15 protein-coding genes are annotated in these 18,768 nt (G+C 69.7%); 7 read left to right on the top strand and 8 right to left on the bottom strand.

Annotated elements, in window-relative coordinates; genetic code table 11:
* Positions 1-596: beta-L-arabinofuranosidase domain-containing protein (locus AOK15_RS06985; RefSeq protein WP_157870179.1), on the bottom strand; the 596-nt coding region annotated here is incomplete at its 3' end.
* Positions 597-1,055: 459 nt separating this feature from the next.
* Between AOK15_RS06985 and AOK15_RS06980 the strand changes: the two genes are divergently transcribed.
* Positions 1,056-2,414 (top strand): glycoside hydrolase family 43 protein, encoded by a 1,359-nt coding sequence (locus tag AOK15_RS06980; protein WP_055513881.1) that lies wholly within the window; start codon positions 1,056-1,058, stop codon positions 2,412-2,414.
* Between the two features lie 83 nt (positions 2,415-2,497).
* On the opposite strand, the gene AOK15_RS06975 is transcribed toward AOK15_RS06980, so the two are convergent.
* Complete coding sequence (locus AOK15_RS06975; RefSeq protein ID WP_055513880.1) at positions 2,498-3,451, bottom strand: LysR family transcriptional regulator; 954 nt, start codon at positions 3,449-3,451, stop codon at positions 2,498-2,500.
* A gap of 170 nt (positions 3,452-3,621) precedes the next feature.
* Between AOK15_RS06975 and AOK15_RS06970 the strand changes: the two genes are divergently transcribed.
* The 5 genes from AOK15_RS06970 to AOK15_RS06950 all read left to right on the top strand — a co-directional run bounded on the left by AOK15_RS06970 (position 3,622) and on the right by AOK15_RS06950 (position 10,141).
* Positions 3,622-4,743: a PrpF domain-containing protein gene (locus AOK15_RS06970; RefSeq protein ID WP_055513878.1), complete on the top strand. Its 1,122-nt coding sequence runs from the start codon at positions 3,622-3,624 to the stop codon at positions 4,741-4,743.
* Between the two features lie 102 nt (positions 4,744-4,845).
* Positions 4,846-6,099: an SLC13 family permease gene (locus AOK15_RS06965; RefSeq protein WP_240508332.1), complete on the top strand. Its 1,254-nt coding sequence runs from the start codon at positions 4,846-4,848 to the stop codon at positions 6,097-6,099.
* Between the two features lie 354 nt (positions 6,100-6,453).
* A complete protein-coding gene (locus AOK15_RS06960; RefSeq protein WP_055513883.1) occupies positions 6,454-7,803 on the top strand; it encodes an aspartate aminotransferase family protein in 1,350 nt (449 codons plus the stop codon).
* Positions 7,804-7,839: 36 nt separating this feature from the next.
* Entirely contained in the window at positions 7,840-8,925 is a 1,086-nt protein-coding gene (locus AOK15_RS06955) for a phosphotransferase (protein WP_055513874.1), read from the top strand.
* Between the two features lie 43 nt (positions 8,926-8,968).
* A complete protein-coding gene (locus tag AOK15_RS06950) occupies positions 8,969-10,141 on the top strand; it encodes an ROK family transcriptional regulator (RefSeq protein ID WP_055513871.1) in 1,173 nt (390 codons plus the stop codon).
* Between the two features lie 34 nt (positions 10,142-10,175).
* Here the strand turns inward: AOK15_RS06950 and AOK15_RS06945 are convergent, their stop codons facing one another.
* From AOK15_RS06945 to AOK15_RS06920, 6 genes are all read right to left on the bottom strand, one after another.
* Positions 10,176-10,616, bottom strand: coding sequence for a VOC family protein (locus AOK15_RS06945; RefSeq protein ID WP_055513869.1), 441 nt, complete (start codon positions 10,614-10,616; stop codon positions 10,176-10,178).
* A gap of 130 nt (positions 10,617-10,746) precedes the next feature.
* Positions 10,747-11,211, bottom strand: coding sequence for a hypothetical protein (locus AOK15_RS06940; protein WP_055513868.1), 465 nt, complete (start codon positions 11,209-11,211; stop codon positions 10,747-10,749).
* 150 nt (positions 11,212-11,361) lie between these two features.
* Positions 11,362-12,396 carry a winged helix-turn-helix domain-containing protein gene (locus tag AOK15_RS06935; RefSeq protein ID WP_055513866.1) on the bottom strand — a complete coding sequence of 345 codons (1,035 nt, stop codon included), beginning with the start codon at positions 12,394-12,396 and terminating at the stop codon, positions 11,362-11,364.
* 111 nt (positions 12,397-12,507) lie between these two features.
* Positions 12,508-14,184: an alpha/beta hydrolase gene (locus AOK15_RS06930; RefSeq protein WP_055513864.1), complete on the bottom strand. Its 1,677-nt coding sequence runs from the start codon at positions 14,182-14,184 to the stop codon at positions 12,508-12,510.
* 237 nt (positions 14,185-14,421) lie between these two features.
* A complete protein-coding gene (locus AOK15_RS06925) occupies positions 14,422-14,973 on the bottom strand; it encodes a hypothetical protein (RefSeq protein ID WP_055513862.1) in 552 nt (183 codons plus the stop codon).
* Positions 14,974-15,121: 148 nt separating this feature from the next.
* Complete coding sequence (locus AOK15_RS06920) at positions 15,122-16,264, bottom strand: substrate-binding domain-containing protein (RefSeq protein ID WP_055513860.1); 1,143 nt, start codon at positions 16,262-16,264, stop codon at positions 15,122-15,124.
* Between the two features lie 423 nt (positions 16,265-16,687).
* On the opposite strand from AOK15_RS06920, the gene AOK15_RS06915 reads away from it, so the two are divergent.
* On the top strand, positions 16,688-18,768 hold a 2,081-nt coding region (locus tag AOK15_RS06915), incomplete at its 3' end, for a sensor histidine kinase (protein WP_240508331.1).

The raw sequence follows: 18,768 nt of genomic DNA, 5'->3' as shown, positions 1-18,768 counted from the left end.
CGCCACACGTCCAGCAGGCCCGCGAGGGTCTTGTGGATGGTGTAGTACGGCACGTTGCCGTTGCTCAGGGTCCGCTGCTCCAGAGCGGTGAAGTCGGACTCGGGATAACCGGACAGGTACCCGGCGTTGAAACCGGCGGCACTGTTGTTGGCCTGGCACTTGGCCAACTCCGCCACCATGTAGGTGGCCTTGTCCCGGCACGTGGTGTCCCCGGTCACGGCGTACAGCTGAGCCCACGCCGTGAGGAAATGGCCCTGGGCATGGGTGCGGAAGGGGAAGTTCGGGGCGTCCCAGCCGCCGGTGGCGGCCGCGCCGTTGGTGGACAGCTTGTGGTTGGCGCGGAAGTTGTACAGCAGCCGGTCCACATCGACGAACCGCAGATAGTTCCGCGTACGGTCCTGGTTGTCCAGCCACCGGCTCGCGGTCAGCCGGACCTGACCGAGCTCGAACGGGTGCGCCGAGACCCCGATGTCGGCCCTCGCGGGAGGGACGACCGCATGGGCGGAGGATGCGCCGACGAGGGACCCGGTGGCAGAGGCGACGACCGTGGCCCCGGCTGCTTGCAGGAGGCGCCGTCTACTGGGCGAGAAAGACATCTTTCACCGTTTCCGTGACCAGAGCGACTCTGGTGGTGGGGTGGATTGGGTTCATATGTCCGGCGGTCCTGGGCGGCACGTCACGAGCTTGCGCGCTGCCGATGAGGCGCCGAACGTCCATGCGGTTGCGATCGCTTCGGCCCTCCCCGCTGACACATGGGATGGATTAAGGGATACGAACGTTGCCCCTGTCTAGCCTTGCGGCACATGTTTCTTCATCACGGCCGAATCGGCTCCTACCAGGCCCCACTTGGCCGCGTCGGACATTGGATGTGTCGGGAGGCCGGGCGAGGAGGTCCGATGTAAACGGAACCGAACCCGTCGGAAACATTGACGCACCGGTGGCGGAAATCTATCTTCTGCACGAGCTGTCGCACACTGTTCGTAATTACGAACAAATCGGCATTCCCGTCACGGCGGTGATCGCTCAGGCGGCGCAGGCACAGCCCGGAGGAAAAGTTGAGAAGAAGCAAGAGAACGCTGCTCGCCCTGCTGGGCCCGCTGCTGCTGGTCCTGTTGGGCTTCCCCGCCCTCCAGGGCACCGCCGCCGCGGCCGCCCCGCCGGCCGGGCAGGCCACGCGGTACACGATGACCGCGTTCACCAACTCCAGCGAGTCGAACATGTACGTCTACGACTCGCCGGACGCCACCGGCTTCACCCTCCGCAAGGGCCCGGCGTACACCCCGCCGTCCGGGCTGATCCGTGACCCCAGCATCTTCAAGCACACCGACGGCTTCTACTACATCACCTACACCACCAACTGGACCGGGAACACGATCGGTTTCGCCCGCAGCTCCGACCGGCTGAACTGGACGTTCCTGTACAATTACACGATCCCGATCAGCGGGCTCACCCGCACCTGGGCACCCGAGTGGTTCGTCGACAGCGACGGCAGCGTGAACGTGATCATGTCGCTGACGTCGGCGAGCACCGCCACCCACTTCACCGCCTACAAGATCACGGCGACGAACTCCGCGTTGACCACCTGGTCGGCGCCCACCCAGCTGTCCGGCATCGGCCCGAACTACATCGACACCTTCATCGTCAAGGTCGGTTCCACGTACCACGCGTTCACGAAGAACGAGACGACGAAGTACATCGAGTACGCCACCGCCTCCAGCCTGACCGGCCCCTACACGTTCCGGAAGACCGGCAACTGGGCGGGCTTCGGTGACTGGGTCGAGGGCCCGGCCCTGGTCCCGCTCGACAACGGCGGCTGGCGCATCTTCTACGACGGCTACAGCGCCGGCAAGTACTGGTACAGCGACAGCTACGACAACTTCGCCACCTGGTCGGCCCCGACCGAGCTGCCCGGCCTCACCGGCTTCGCCCGTCACCTCACCGTGCTGAAGGAGACCGTCTCCGGCGGTGTGACCCTGCCGACCAACACCACCCGGTCACTGCAGTCCGTCAACTACCCGAGCCGCTATGCCGTGGTCCGCTCCGACAGCCTCGGCTACATCGACCCGGTGAGCAGCTCCAGCACCACCGCCGTCAAGCAGAGCGCCACCCTGACCGTCGTGCCCGGTCTCGCCGATGCCAACTGCTACTCCTTCCGCGACTCCGCCGGCCGCTACATGCGCCACTGGGACTTCCGCATCCGCTTCGACGCCAGCAACAACACGGCCGTGTTCAACAAGGACGCCACCTATTGCGCCCGCCCGGGCAGCGTCGCCGGCTCCGTCCGACTGGAGTCGTACAACTACCCCGGCCGCTACATCCGCCACTACAACTACGAACTTCGCGTGGAGACCTACCAGGACAGCGACACGTTCCGAGCCGACAGCTCCTTCACCGCAGTGACCCCCTGGGCCTGACCTGCCCATTCCCTGTCGTGCCGCCGCGGACCCCCCTCCGCGGCGGCACGGCCTTTCTGCGGCCCGCGGATCGCTCCTCATCCTCAGCCGGGTCGAACCGCCCCGAGCTGGGCCCGGTGCAGCCCGGGAGCGGTGAACCGCTGCGCCACCGTGCGCAGGACGCGGGCCATCGCCTGGGCGGGCGGGGTGGCGGGGCGAGCCGCGGCGCGGGCGAGCAGGATGCGGCGGGTGGGCGCGGGCACGTCCGACGCGAAGGGCAGCAGGCGTACGTCGCTGCGGCGGCTGGTGAGGGCCAGACGCGGCGCCAGCGCGATCCCGAGCCCGGCCGCGACCATGGCCTGCGCCTCCTGGTAGTCGTGCGAGGCGTAGGCGATGCGCGGCTCGAACCCCGCCTGGCGACAGCTGCGACGCAGGACATCGGCGACCGGGTGGTTGTCGGCACGGATGATCCACTCCTGGTCCGCGAGATCCCCGAGCCGTACGGACGGATGCGTACGCAGGGGCGAGTCGGCGGGGACCACCAGCACCGTGGGGTCGTCCAGCAGGTGGGTGAGGGAGAGCGCCGGATCGTCGACCCGGTTCCACTCGTAGTCCCAGAGGAGCCCCTGCTCCACCTCCCCCGTGTGCAGCATCTCCCGCAGCTCCTCAAGCACGCCCGCGCGCACCTCGATACGGATTCCGGTGTGGCGGCGGCGGAAGCGGGTGAGCGCGAGCGGCAGCAGGGACGCGCTCGCCGTGGGGAAGGACCCGAGCCGCAACGTGCCCTGGTCGAGGGCGGTGAAGGAGTCCAGGTCGGCCTGAGCGGCACGCAGTTCACGACGGATCGCCTGTCCTCGCTCGACCAGCGCGGCACCCGCCGGGGTGGGGCGGATCCCCCGCGGCAGCCGCTCGACGAGGGGCTGCCCGGCCTCCTGCTCCAGCAGGGACATCTGCTGCGAGGCGGCGGACGTGGTCATGCCCAGCGCCTCCGCAGCCGCGGTGAGCGAACCACGCTCGGCGGCCTCGGTGAGCAGCAGCAGACGACGTACGTTCAACATGCCTGTGACTTTAGCTGAGCTAAACCCATGTGAAGCGAACTGCGATTGTTCCGAAGTCACGCCTCTGCGAAGGTCGCCGCAGTCGCCGAGCGGTTCACCGGCCCGCAATGCGCCGGTCACCACCGTTTCGGCCCTCACCTCCCCTCGTTGAGCGAGAAAGAGCCTCAGACGTGCACACTCCCGCGACCCTCGTGCGTGGCGGCACCAGCAAGTGCTGGCTGTTCAACCAGGTCGACGTCCCCGCCGACCGTGGCCGACTGGAGAAGCTGCTGGTCTCCGCGTACGGCGCCACCGACCCCGTGGAACTGGACGGCGTGGGCGGGGCGACCCCCACCACTTCCAAGGCGGCGGTGGTCAGCGCCTCCTCCGCACCCGGCGTGGACGTGGACTACCTCTTCGCCCAGGTGGGCATCGGCACCGGCTCGGTCGAATGGACGAGCAACTGCGGCAACTGCGCCACAGGCGTCGCCCTCTACGCGGTCACGAAGGGCATGGTGGCGATCACCGGCGACCGGACCCGCGTGGTGATGCGCAACACCAACACGGGCGCGGTCCTCGAAGGGCTCGTCGACACCACCGGCGGCGTCGTCCACCACTTCGGCCGCCAGACGGTACCCGGCACCCGGGCCGGCGGCGTCGCCGTCGGCCTCACCTTCCTCGAACCGGCCGGCGGCACCACCGGTTTACTGCTCCCCACCGGACAGGCCGCGCAGAGCCTGCGGATCGCCGACGCCGAGCCGGTACGGGTGACCATGGTGGACGCCGGCGCCCCCGTCGTCCTCGTCGACGCCCTCGACGCCGGCCGCACCGGCGCCGAGTCCCCGGACCGGACGGACACCGACGTGCCCTGGCTGCGCTCCGTACGTCATGCCGCCGCACCGCTGATGGGGCTGCTCGCACCGGGCAGCGAACCGGGCGACGCGGTGCCCAAGGTGGGCCTGGTCGGCCCGCCCGTTCCGTACACCACCACCCTCGGCGAACCGGTCGCGGCCGAGGACTACGACGTCTCGGTGCGCATGCTCAGCATGAACGCCCCGCACCCCGCGATCGGCCTGACCTCCGCCGTCGCCGTCGCGGCGGCCGGGCTCGTCACCGGCTCCGTGGTCCGCCGCACCACGGGCGGCCCGACCGACGAATGGCTGCGCCTGGGCACCCCCGCCGGCGTCGTCGCGGTCCGCTGCACCGACGTACAGGACGGCCTGCCCCGGCGGGTCACCGTGCAACGCGCGGCACGGCTGCTCGCCGACGCCCGCATCTACGTCCCGGACACAGGCACCACGCAAGCCGCCTGAAACAGGACGAACATCACCTCGGTCGGCCGGTCCCCAGCCGTCCGCACCGGGACGACCTCGCGCCCTCGGGGCGCGCCCCTCCCCACCGCACCAAGGACAAAGATGTCTGCTGAAGTGATCTCCATAGGCGCGCTGCTGGTGATGTTCGTGGTCGGCACGGTGCTGCCGATCAATCTGGGCATCCTCGCCTTCGTCGCCACCTTCGCGGTCGGCACCGCCTCGCTCGGCCTCACCGAGGACGAGATCTTCGAGGGGTTCCCGGCGAAGCTCTTCGTCACCATCGTCGGCGTCACCTACCTCTTCTCCGTCGCCCGCCGCAACGGCACCATCGACTGGCTCGTCGCGGCCGGCGTACGGCTGGTGCGCGGCAAGGTCGCGCTCATCCCCTGGGTGCTGTTCCTGGTGGCGGCCCTGCTGACGGCGTTCGGCACGTTCACGCCGGCTGCGGTCGCGATCCTCGCGCCGATCGGCATGAACTTCGCCTACCGCTACAAGCTCAACCCGCTCGTCGTCGGCATGATGGTGATCAGCGGAGGCCACGCGGGCGCGTTCTCCCCGCTCGCGGTCTCGGGCGCCCTCGTCCTCGGGCTGGTCGACAAGACCGACCTGCAGGTCTCCGCGGTGACGCTGTTCAGCGCCAGCTTCCTCATCAACCTCGTTCTCTCGGCGCTTACTTACGCCCTGCTCGCCAAGCGCCCCGCGCCGCTGGCCGAGGGAGCCGACGACGCGGCCGCCGACGAGGACCTCGCCGTGTCCGGCAGGCCCGACTGGCGCCAGTGGCTCACCCTCGCCTGCCTGGTCGCCCTCGTCGTCGGCGCGCTCGGCTTCCACCTGGAGATCGGGTTCCTGGCCCTGGCGGCCGGCGCCCTGCTGGCCCTGGTCGACATGAAGCGGCAGGAGAAGGCCGTGGACGGCGTCAGCTGGTCCACGCTGCTGCTGGTCGCGGGCATGATGACCTACATCGCCATGCTGGAGAAGGCCGGCGTCATCGAGAGCATCTCCGAGCACGCGGCGGGACTGGGCGCACCGCTCGTCGTCGCGCTCCTGCTGTGCTTCACCGTCGCCATCACGTCCGCCTTCGCCTCCTCCACCGCGATCCTGACCGCGATCATCCCCATCGCCGTCCCGCTGCTGCTCTCCAGCCACCTCAGCGCCGCCGGGCTGATCGCCGCCCTCGCCATCTCCACGACGATCGTCGACACGTCCCCCTTCTCCACCAACGGCGCCCTCGTGCTCAGCAACGCCCGCGGCGTCGACCCCCGCCGTTTCTACCGCCAGGTCATCGGCTACACCGGCGGAATCGTCGCCCTCGGTCCCGTCGTCGCCTGGGGCGCGCTGGTCCTGCCCTGGTCGTAGGCGGGCGCCGGGACAGCGCGGGACCGACACGAGGGAGCGGCCCCGTCCGGAACCCGTCGCCGACCATCTGCGGTGACCCGCCGCGTCGGCGCCACAGGGCGAGGACGCCCGGCAGGTGCGGAATCCGCAGGTGGGAGGTGTTCGGCGGACGGAGGGCGTCGCGGCCCTGATCAAGGAACTGCGGGTCGCCGGGGTCGACGGTCATGGTCTGGTCGGGCGCCGGCCGCGTTCTGCGGGACCCGGTCGGGCCGGTCCGAATATATTTCAGTCTGGAACTGAAACAATATCTGGTAGCCTCCTCCTGAAGCAGCCACGACGAGCTGCGCGCACGCCATGAAGAGAGGGGACCCGCTGATGACGTCGACACCCAGTCGGGCGCTGGCCAACTACCCCAACCGGTTCGATCCCGCAGCGCTCGGTGATCTGCCCGAGCGCCTGCGGTCCACCGTCCGACGACGGAACGACGTGCTGGGCCCGGGCTACGCGCTGAACTACCGGGAGCCGGTCGAGTTCGTCTCCGGCCGAGGCGCCCACCTCTTCGACCGGGACGGCAACGACTACCTCGACGCCTACAACAACGTGCCGTGCGTCGGTCACGCCCACCCGCACATCGTCGAGGCCGTGTCCCGGCAGTTGGCGGCGGTCAACACCAACACGCGCTACGTGCAGGAATCACTCGTCGACTACGCCGAGCGCCTCCTCGCGACGATGCCCGAAGAGCTCTCCAGGGTCAGCTTCGCGTGCAGCGGGTCGGAGGCGAACGACCTGGCCGTACGCGTGGCGCGATTCCACACGGGCGGCGAGGGCATCGTCGTGACGCGCTGGGCCTACCACGGTCTCACCCGCGAGGTCGCGAGCTTCTCGCCGACGCTCGGCGCGGGTTCACCGCTCGGGCCGAACGTGCGCGTCATCGATGCTCCGGATCCGCGACTCGTCCCGCCCGGCTCCACGCTCGGCGACCACATGCGGAGCCAGGTGCGCGGCGCCGTGCACGACCTCGAACGCCACGGCTACAGGCTCGCGGCGCTGATCACGGACTGCGCGTACTCCAGTGACGGCCTCTTCACCGACCCGGTCGGCTACCTGCGTGACATGGTCGAGGAAGCGCACGCCGCGGGCGGCGTGTACATCGCCGACGAGGTCCAGTCGGGATTCGCCCGGCTCGGTGACGCGATGTGGGGGTTCAGCCGCCACGAGGTGGTCCCGGACATCGTCACCATGGGCAAGCCCATGGGTAACGGCATGCCGATCTCCGGCGTGGTGTTCAGGCCTGAGGTGTGCGACGAGTTCGGACGGAACGTCCGGTACTTCAACACCTTCGCGGGCAGTTCGATCGCGGTCGCCGCCGGCGCGGCGGTCCTGGACGTCTTCGAAGCGGAGAACGTACGGCAGCGCGTCCTCGACAACGGCAGGGCACTGCGCGCCGGTCTAGAGGAGATCACCCGTGAGTCGCCGTACGTCGCGGAGGTCCGCGGGAGCGGCCTGTACGTGGGAGTCGAGCTCGTGAAGGACCGGGAGTCGCTGAAGCCCGATCGTGCCCTCGCCGACCATGTCATCAACGACATGCGTGAGCGTCGTGTCCTCATCAGCGGCACCGGCGAGGCAGTCAACGTGCTCAAGATCCGACCGCCGTTGGCCTTCGACTCGGACGACGTGACGCGATTCCTCGAGACCTTCGCGGAGATCGCCGAGAAGCGCCTGTAGCAGGCCGAAAGCCCGACTGCCCGAAGGGACCGAACGGTGAACACCTCGCCCCCCGCACGTATCGCCCAGCAGTTGTTCGAGGAGAGCGGTCTGGCGTCGTCCCACGAGCCCATCGCGACGCGGGAGGTGAACACCCTCCTGGCCCGGCACTACCGACTGAACGGACGTCTCGAACGGCTGGCGACCGAGAAGGACGACACGTTCCGGCTGCGCACCGACACGGCCGACCACCTGGTCAAGGTGTCCCCGCCCGACGAGGCGGTGGCTGTCGTGGCTCTGCAGACGGCGGTGATGCGTCACCTCGAAACCACAGCCCCTCACCTCCCCACCCAGCGGGTCGAGGAGACCGTCGAAGGCGGCGACCACGTACCGATCGCGACGAAGGACGGCGCGGTCCGGGTCCTGCGTGTCCTCGACTTCGTCGAAGGCACCGTTCTGGCACGGACGGACCCCGATCCCCGCCAACTGGCCCTGGCCGGGCAGATGCTCGGGCGCGTGGATCTGGCTCTGCGGTCGTTCAGCCATCCCGCGGACGAGCGGCGCCTCGTGTGGGACCTCCGGTACTTCGACCAGCTGCGGGAACTCCTCGACCACACGCCCGATCCCGCGCACCGTCGGCTGGCCCGGGAGGTCTTCCGCCTCTTCCACGAGGCGGTTGTTCCACGGCTGGGTGAGCTGGAGACCCAGGTGATCCACGGTGACTACAGCCCCTACAACGTCCTGGTGGACCCACGGACCGACCGTTTCGTCACCGGAGTGATCGACTTCGGCGACAGCATGCGCAGCGCTTTGATCTTCGATCCCGCCGTCTCGCTCGCCAACCTGCTCGGCCGGACGCCCGAGGATCCCTGGGACGAGGCATGCAGCTTCGTCGCGGGGTACGAGCGAGCTCGTCCGATCAAGGACACCGAACTCCCGCTCCTGCCCGTTGCCGCTCTTGCCCGCCTCACGCTGCGCGCGCTGGTCACCCATTGGCGCGCGGAACGAGTGCCAGAGCGTCGCGACTACCTCCTCGAGCACGCCAGGGACGACTGGGTCAACGTCGAGCGGGCCCTGGCCGTCGCCCCGGAGGAGATCGTGGCCCGCCTGCTGAGCACCCGTCGCCAGAGCGACCCCGGCTAGGACCCTTGGTTCGGACCACACACGGTCTCGGTAAGGTCATGAGGTGAGCAGCATCAACCCCACACCACGCGACCACAACAAGGCACGTGTCCTTGATGTGGTTCTCTCCTGTGCGCCGTTGACCAGGAACAAGCTCATCGATGTCACAGGGTTGAGCAAGGCGACGGTGTCGCGGGCCGTCGAGGAACTGCGCGCCGACGGGTTCGTGGTGGACGGGGGAGTGGACGCCGTCGTCGGGCGTGGCCGCCCGTCGACGTACCTCGATGTGCCCGAGACGGCCGGCCACGTCGTGGGGGTCGGCTTCGGCGCCGTGACCACCGGCGTGCTGGTGACCGACCTACGCGGCCGAGAGCTCGGCCGGATGATCGTTCCGACGGTCGAGCACGACGACGTTCCCGCGGCCGGCCGGTGGCTGGTCGATCTGATCGCGCGGACGGCGGCGTCCGCACGAGGGCCACTGCGCCAGGTCGTCGCGGCACTGCCCGCCCACGTCCGCGACGGCGCCGAGGTCTTCCGGCCCGCCGATCGGATGAAGATCTTCTCCGGCCGAGAACTCCAGCGAACCGTCGAGGAACTCCTGGATGCCCCGGTGACCTTCGACAGCGACGCGAACGCGTCCCTGCTCCAGGTGCTCACGGACGACACGAGCGTCCGCGACGCCGCCCTGTTCAGCGTCAGCAGCACCCTGAACTTCGCCACCTGCAAGGAGCACGAGCTGGCTCGGGGTCGTACCCCCGCGTTCGGCGACATCGGTGCCCTCTCCTCGGGCGTCGACGGCCACACCCTCAACGAACTGCTGAGCACCGCGGGGTTGGTGAGGTTCGCTCGCGAGCATGGATGGGACGTCGAACGCGTCGAGGACCTGTCGCCGACGCCGCGCGACCCTTCAGCCCGCGCTCAGACGCTCGACGCGTTCACGACGGCGGTCACCACCGCCGTGAGCATCGTCGCCGTGACCCTCGATCCGGAATCCGTCTACTTCGTCGGCAGGCTGAGCCCGCTGGTGGACGAGGTACTCCCCGAGGTACGCGAGCGGCTCGAGCGCGCCCTGCCGTCCGTTCCCCGCGTCACCACCGTCTCCCAGGTTCTGGGACTCTCGGTGGCGAGCGGCGCCGTCCACGCCTGCCTCGCCATGGCCCACGAGCGCCTACGGGACACGCTGCTCAAGGCACGCAGCCAGGGACCCCACCAGGGACACCCCGAGCCGGCCTTCTGATCGGGCTCCGGTACAGGCCGGTCGTGCAGGGCCGTCAGCCGATCTGCTCCGCCAGCGCGAGGATGATGCCGGAAGGGCCGCGGAGATAGCAGAGCCGGTAGATGTCCTCGTAGCGCGCCACCTCGCCGATGAGTTCGGCGCCATGGGGGCGCAGACGAGCGATGGTGTCGTCGATGTCGTCGACCGCGAACATGACCCGATGCAGGCCCAGCGTGTTGGGCGGAGGGTTGTGCGAGGCGTCGCCGATCGCCGCGGGGGCGTGATACCGGGCGAGTTCCAGTTTGCCGTGGCCGTCAGGGGTCCGCATCATCGCGATGTCGCTGCGGACGCCGTCGAGTCCGACGGCCTGATCCGCGAAGAGGCCCTCGATCCGTGCCGTGCCTTCGACCTCCATGCCCAGTTCGGTGAAGAAGGCGACGGCGGCGTCCAGGTCGTCGACGACGATGCCGACGTTGTCCATCCGCTGAAGCGTCATGACGGTTCTCCCTCTGCGCGGTGTGGTCCCCCGAGTCCACCGGTATACCGAGGACGGAGCCGGCGCCCCGCTCTCGACACCCGTGAACGCCCGAGTTCCGCACCGCGCACCGACCGGGCCGGCTGTCGGCTCAGCAGGCGATGACGTACCAGACCGGCGTCCAGAACACGTCGTTCCTGGCGGGAGCGTCGATGGAGAACATCCAGGCGCCGTTCACGTCGTAGAAGTGGGCCCTGGTCCCCGGCGTCTGGTTGTTGTGGAGGGAGCCCCAGCCCACGAGATCGGGCAACGTGTACGTCGTGTTGCACGTGGTGTAGTCGAACCTGTTGCCGTTCGCGCCCTTCCCGCACACGTAGTAGTACGCGCAGTTCAGCGAGGCGGCGGCCGAGGCGCCGGACCCGGCCGCTTCGAGTTCCACGGCGTTCCTCATCTGAGCCGCCGTCAGCGACGGCTGCCGGGCGTCCTCGAAGGTGAGGACGCCGGCGCCGCCGCTGGATCCGTCAGTGTGGGCGGCGGCCGTACCGTCGAACCCGACCGTTGATACCGCGATCGCCGCTGCCGCGAACAGTGTCGCGCCCAACTTGCGCAGAGTCATGCGAACCCCCTCCTCGTGCCTGTCAACGCGGTCCACGCGGGGAGGTCGGCGCTCCTTCGCCCTCGAACATCAGGACCGACCGGCTGACCCCCTCGCGGTGCGGGCATCACGAACGTCGGCCGTGGCACGCCCGCCTGCCCCATCGTCCCGTCACCGGTCGACCCTGACCACGGTTTTCGGGCGTGGCCGAATTCCGCAGGTCGGACGACCGTTTCCCAGAAGGTCGGTGCCCAGGCCGGTGACGGTGTGCAGCACGGCGCCGCCGATCCGCCGACTCGTGAGCAGGCCCGACTCCCGCAGCACCGACACATGGTGACTGACGGTCGCCGGACTGATCCCCAGGCGCAGCGACATCTCGCTCGTGGTCCGGCCCTCGACCACCTCCTCCAGGACGGCGGCCCGCGACCTCCCGAGCAGCGCGGCCAGCGCCTGGTGGGTGCCGGCGCCGGCCGCCCGCGGGGGCGCCAGCCAGCGGGGGTCATGGGTCACAGGGTGCACGAGCACCGGCGGCAGGGAGCCGTCCTTGAGCACGATCGGGCCGGGCCAGCAGAAGAAGGAGGGAATGATCCGCAGACCTCGGCCCTGTAAGTGGAGGTCTCCCCGTAGATGGGCGCCCGCGATGTACAGCACCGGCGCCGACCAGCGCACGCTCGGATGCAGCCCCGCCGCCAGACCGGCGAAACCCGACCGCAGCATGGCCCGCGCCGCGACCGACCGGGCCTCGTCGAAACGGGTGCGGACCTGGGTCCAGAAGGGGGCGACGAACCGCTCGTGATGCCGTCGGACCAGGCCGCCGAGCCCGCGCAGCGCCTGGATGTCGCCGTCGGCGAGCGGGCGCGCCCAACCGGGCATGGGGCGGGCGAGGGACAGTTCCGTCAGGTCGGTCCGCAGGCGGGCGCGGGGGGTGGAGAGCAGGGCGTCCACTCCCGCCTCGAACCCGGCGGAGGCGCTTCCCGGGGTCAGGAAGTCCGCCGAGTAGCCGCGCGGCGGGGCGAGGTGACGCAGCCGGGACAGCGCCGGATCGAACGAGCCTCGCGTGGCCCGCCGCCAGTGGCCGAACACCAGCGGGCCGTCGCGGTTCTGCAGCAGATGCAGACTGAGCAGCCCCTCCCACAGTGGATCGGGCTCCTCCGCCAGCACCACCCGGGCCAGGTCCTCGTACGTGAAATGAATGCGCAGTCCCACCGGCTCGCTCTCCCAGACTCGCCTTGGTCAGCCTCGCACGAACGTGTGCGGACGGACGGCTCCGGCAACCCGGAGCCGTCCGCTCATGGACCAGCCCGCAGCGCGAGCCGGTCAGCTCACGTCGCCGATGCGCTCCACGCGCTCGTCGACGCCGTGGCGCAGCTCGTTCAGCGTCGTCCCGGGAGGGGCGACCTTCGGGGTGGAGGACGGCGGCTGCACCTCGTCCGCGCAGGTGGTCCCGGCGGACGGGACCTCCAGGTCGACGAGGTAGTTGACGACCGCGTCCGTCGCGCAGGCGCTGCGGCCGAACGCCGTGTGCCCCTCGGCGTCGAACGTCAGCAGCGAGGCGTTGTCCAACTGACGCGACAGTGCGACCGCGTCCTGGTACGGCGTGTCCGGGTCACCGGTGGTGCCGAGCACCAGGATCGGCGCCGAACCCCGGGCCCGGAAGGAGCCGTCGTAGCGGCTGGGCGTCTGCGCGGGCCACTGGACGCACGCGGTGGCGTGCTGATGGTCGTAGGTCGGCGGACCGTAGGCCATGGCCGGGCCGAGCAGCGGCGCGTCCTCGGCGTTGGCCGTCACGTTCCGGTGCAGCTTCCGCAGGCTCTCGGGGTAGTCCTTGTCGACGCACTCGACGGCCACGTTCGGGCCGAGGAAGTCGAAGCTCGCCGGGGACGGCGGACGCAGCAGGAAGGACGTGTTGTCCCGCAGCTGTGCCTTCCTGAGGGCCTCACCGAGGGAGGGCCAGATGACCTTGCCCTCGTTGATGTTGAACATCAGCCGGTAGACCAGCGTGTAGCCGTTCGCCCTGCCGCCGTTGGCCGTGGTGACCGGGTTCGCGTCGAGGTCCTTCTTCAACTGCTCGAACGCCCCGCGCGGGTCGCCGTCGCCGAACCCGCAGGTGGCGCGGTCGGCGGCGCACCAGTCGAGGAAGCGCCCCATCGAACCGTCCAACGCCAGGTACTGGGCCCGGTCGTACGCGTAGGGACGGTGGGCGTACTTGTACGGGTCGTACGCCCCGTCGAGGGTCAGAGCCCGCACCCGCTTGGGGAACATCGATGCGTAGACGGTGCCGATGTACGAGCCGAACGACCGGCCGTAGTACGTCAGTTGCTCCTCGCCGAGCGCCTGGCGCAGCAGGTCGATGTCACGGGCGACGTACTCGGTGCCCACGTATGGCAGCAGCGAGCCCGAGTTGTCGAGACATGCCTGGTCGAACTCGGCGGCCTCGCGCAGCGCCGGTCCGAATGCGCCCCGCCCCGGCACGCCCTTGGCGTCGGTGACGGCCTTCGCGTACCGGGTGTCGTCGAAGCAGGTGAGCGCCGAACTGCGGCCGACACCGCGGACGTCGTAGCCGAACACGTCGAACGAGTCGCGGAGCGCGGCCGGGAGGTCGTCGTAGTTGTTGCGGACGAAGTCCACCCCGGAGTTGCCCGGCCCGCCGGGCTGCATGAACAGCGTGCCCTTGCGCTTGGCCGGGTCGGCGGCCTTCTTGCGCACCACCGCGAGGGTGATCTTCTGACCGGTCGGGTCCCGGTAGTCGAGCGGCACATCCGCGTTCGCGCACTCGTACCCGCCCTGGCAGTCGGCCCAGGTGAGCGTGGGCACGGGCGGCGGTGTCGTCCTCGCCGCATGCGGCTTCCGCGGCTTCTGCGGTGTGTTCGGCGCGGCCATGGCCTGCGTCGCCGATCCCGTCGCCGCGAGAAGCAGCGCGGTCACGGCGGCACCGGCGAGTCGCAGACGCGAGAGGCGTCTCGGTGTGGTCGGTGTGCGGTGGTACGTGGACATGGATGTGTTCCCCCTGAACGGTCAGAATCCGCCGGCCCCCACTGGTCGAGGTGGGGTCGGAGACTGTCTGACTGATGAGAGGGCAAAATGGCCCCAGCGGTGCCACTGTGTCGCCGTTTTCGCGCAATTCCTCCACGACTTACGGCAGTTGCCGACCGCCGCCCGCGCGCCGGGCGCACGACCACGCCCTTCGGTCCCGCGGGGGCCGAGGGGCGTTCGTGACAGTACGGTCAGGGATCAGCCCCAGCGGACGTCGATGATGCCGACGTAGTCGTTCAGGATCGAACCCAGGTTGAGGGCCGGCAGCCTGAACGTGCGGGAGTAGGAGAGTGGACGGCTGAAGAAGGTCGCCACCGTGCACCGTCCGTGTCCCGTGGCCGAGCTGATGTTCGTCGCCCAGTAGAGGTCGGGGCTCAGCCGGTAGCCGACGGAGTCGCAGGTGCCGGCGCTGCCGTAGACGACGGTGGAGTTGCCCCACAACTGGTCGTTGCTATACCACGTCATCAGCTCCGTCGCCTGTACTGCCTTGCCGTTGGTCTGGGCCTTCGCCTGAGGAGATGTCAGAAGGGCGCGGGCCTTCGCCGCGGTGTCCGCACAGTTCCGGTACAGCTCGGGGGAAACGCCGCCGTCGCTGGGCGCCTTGCCCACGAGGACGACACAGTGCTTCCCCTGGGCTGTGGACGCCTGGGTGGAGCCCGCCGCCGCACCGGCCGGCGCGGCGGCGGTCAGAACGCCGACCACGGCTGCCGCCGCACTGATCAGACCGACGGTCCCCTTCTTGTTGAACATGTGCCGTCCCTTCTGTCACGTCTTTCCCATGAATTGGCGTACATGACAGACAGTGCCAGCACATAACGGTGGACAGTAAGCTCTTTCGAGGAGGGTCGAAGGCCGAAGGTCGGGCGGGGTGCGACCCCCGCCTTGCTCGATGACGGCGCTACTTGTCCCAGATCTTGCGGTAGGCCCGGCGGTAGCCCTCGGAGTCCCAGGACAGTGAGCCGCCGCTGTTGTCCGCGGTGGTGATGTGGACGGGAGCGACGTACCCGCTGGCCGGTTCGCCCGCGAAGGCGCGGTTGAACTCGTCGACGATCTGCCAGCCCTGTTCGTTGAGGGGCTCGGGCACGGTGGCGGACTGGTACCGCTTGCCGTTGATGCGCTGGAAGGCCGACGGGTCGCCGTCACCGGCGCCGATGTTGAACGGTGCGCCGTCGCCCTTCAGTCCGGCAGCGCGCAGCGCGGGCGCCGCATGGTCGAAGTACAGGTCGTTGATGGCGGCGGAATAGGTCCACGTGTCGCCGAGGCGGGAGTGGAGGGAGGAGACCTTCTCGACGGTGCGGGTGTTGGCCTCGGGTATGGGGATGTCCTCGTAGCTCAGCAGATCGACGTCGGGGCAGGTGGCCAGTTCCTTCTTGATCAGCTCGGACTTCCGCTTCGCGAAGGGGATCGAGGCGTCGGTGAACAGCACCACGCCGGCCCGGCCGTTGGACCGGGCGATGATCCAGTCGGCGCTGATCTTCGCGACGTCCTCGACCTTGGTGGTGATGTTGCTGAAGAGTTTGGGCTTCGTGCTGGGGCCGGGGGCGGCCGTGGCGTGCCAGCCGATGAGCGGGATCCCCGCGGCGTCGGCCTGTTCGACCTGCTTGCTCACGGAGCCGGGGTCGAAGCCGCCGATGACGATGCCGGACGGTTCGAGGGCGATGGCCTCGGACAACGCGGCCCGGATGCCCGCGGGTGTGCCCTGCCCGTCGATGGTGCGCACGTCCCAGCCGATGACCTTCGCGGCTTCCTGAACACCCTTCGCGACGCCCGACGCACCGGGGTTGGTCATGGTCTGGGCGACATAGACGATGGTCCGGCCGGAGGCGGCCTCGGGCCCGGTGGTGGGGCCGCTCCAGGGGGCGTTGACGTCCTCGGCCGCTCTGACGGCCTGCTTCGCCTTGGTGAGGACCGTGGGGCAACCGGGCTCCCGGGAAGCGGTGGGTGCCGCGGTGGCGGTCGCACCACTCTCGCAGCCGGTGGTGGCGGCGGTCGCGGCCAGGAACGCGACGACGGCTGCCGTCGCCTTGCGGGTGGAGGGCACAGGGGTCTCCTCGAGGGCAGGAGGGGGTACGGGGATCACGTGGGGGGAGGAGACCGATCCAGCGGGTGGCTGGAAGCACAACGGTCATGACGGTGCCTCCGGCTGTGGCCGGGAGGCCGTCGGGGTGGGAATGTAGCAGGGCTCCGACCTGCCCCTCCACGGCGAGGTCATCGCTCGGTAGGCGGCCGTGAACAATTTGTAATCACGTATTGATTACGTACAGCCTCAAAGCGATCACAAAGACGGTAGTCTCCCGCCGACGAGATCCGGACACGTGACGCGAATCAGTACCTCGCGTCGCGGGTCTGGTCGTTCACGCCCGGCGGACCGCCGCGTCAGCGCACAGGTCCGTTCCCCGGACGTCGACGGCCCGGCGGTCACCGCACCTTGACCGCCGATCAGCACACACCCAAGGAGACCAGCGTGCCCGCGAACACAGTGGAGCCGCCGCCCGGCCATGTGGACCGGACCTCTCCGCTCCGCCGGAAAGCAGGCTCCGTTCTCGCCCGGTGGCCGTTCCGGCGGAAGCTCAATGTCCTGGTCGTCGCGCCCATCGCGGTCGTCGGAATCCTGCTCGGCGTCGGTGTCACCGGACAGATGGAGCAGGCCGGGGACGCCGACCGGGTCGCCGAACTCGTCCGCGACAGCGAGCAGGTCGCGAAGCTCATCAACGACGTACAGGCCGAACACCGGTTGGCGCTGTTGCTGTCCGTGCAGTACGAGGCAACCCGCCCCGGAGCGGCCCGGCCGTCCACCAGCGCCTACCGCGAGGCCCAGCGGGCCACCGACGCGCAGGTCAGGACCGTACGCTCCGCGTTCGGGTCGAGCCTCCCGGCCGAGGAGGAACAGGCCCTCGCCTACATCACCGGTCTGGACGTCCTGCGGGAGAAGCTCGACCGGGACTACGTCCCCGCCGCCAACATCGACCCCGCCTACGCGGCCGCGGTCGGCTACCTGATCGACGGCATCGGCCTCGACCGCTTCTCCGCGACCTCGGCGTCCTCGGTGACCAATCTGCTGGACGCGATCCTGCGCGCCGACGCCGCCCACGCGGCGTTCGAGAGCGCCGTGTTCTCGGCCCAGACCCGGGACGCCAACGCCCTCACCGAGTACACGCGCGCGGCCGGCGCCCACGAGCTCTACGCCTACCAGGCCGACCGTTTCGGCCGCATCGCCACACCCGCCCAAGGGCTCGCCATGGGCGGCATCGAGCGCGCCGCCGAACAGAACGACCTCACGTCCCAGTTCGCGGAGCTGCAGATCGACCCCGGCGCCCTCCAGTCGCAGAGCGCCCAGGAACTGCGCAAGAAGATCAGCGCCGGCGAGCGACAGGCCGAGACCCGCCTCGGTATCACCCGGGCCCTGATCGACCAGACCGCCGCACAGGCCGACTCCGCCTCCGCCGGTGCCCTGCGCAAGGCATGGATCATGCTCGGTGCGGCCCTGCTCGGCTTCGCCGCCTGGCTCGCCTTCTGCGTCCTGGTCCGGCGCTCGGTCATCCGTCCCCTGACAGCCCTGACCGGCTCCGCACGGCAGGTGGTCGAAGCCGCCGACGAGGAACTCGCCCGGGTCGCGGACGACGAACTCGTCGACAGCACCCCGTTCAGCCCGCGGGCGATCCCCGTCCCGGTGCGCGACGAGATCGGCGAACTGGCCGAGGCATTCAACCGGGTGCAGGTCACCGCCGCCGCACTGCTGGAACGGCAGGTGCTCAGCCGCCGCAACGTCGCCGAGATGTTCGGCAACGTCGGGCGCCGGGTCAGCAACCTGACCACGCGGCAACTGCTGCTGATCGACGCCGTGGAGCGGCAGGAGACCGACCCCGACCTCCTGGAACGGCTCTACCGCATCGACCACCTCGCCGTACGGCTCCAGCGCAACGCCGACAGCCTCATGCTGCTCGCCGGCATCCGGGAGACCGACGTCGAGGCCCGGCCGATCACCCTCGCCGACGTCATCCGCTCCGGCCTCGGCCGCATCGAGGGATTCCGACGGGTGTCCCTGCGCTCCGAGACCGACATCACCGTGGGCCCCGACATCGCCGGCGACCTGACGCTGATGCTGGCCGAACTGATGGAGAACGCCGTCGCGTTCTCCCCGTCCGACACCGCCGTCGAGGTGGTCGTCCGGCCCGGCACCGACGTCACCAAGGACGGCGGCGCACTGATCGAGATCATCGACCACGGCCTCGGCATGAGCGCGGAACGCCTCGCAGAGGAGAACGCCCGCCTCGTCCGCCGCGAACGCCTCGACCTCGTCCCGACCAAGGTGCTCGGTCTCTTCGTGGTCGGCAACATCGCCCGCCACCTGGGCCTGCGCATCACCCTGAGCCGCACACCGGGCGGTGGTGTCACCAGCACCGTGTGGATCCCCTCGACGCTCGCGCGGGTGCTGAGCCCGGGCGAGGCCGCGCCGCCTCCCGCCGCCCCGGCCGGAACCGTGTCGGTCCTCCCACCGAAGACCGCCGCGCCCGCGACGGCCACCCCCACCACCCCCGAACGGCG

The sequence above is a fragment of the Streptomyces ossamyceticus genome, from assembly GCF_001418475.1.
Classification (GTDB): domain Bacteria; phylum Actinomycetota; class Actinomycetes; order Streptomycetales; family Streptomycetaceae; genus Streptomyces; species Streptomyces ossamyceticus.
This window is presented reverse-complemented; position numbering and strand designations above follow the sequence as displayed.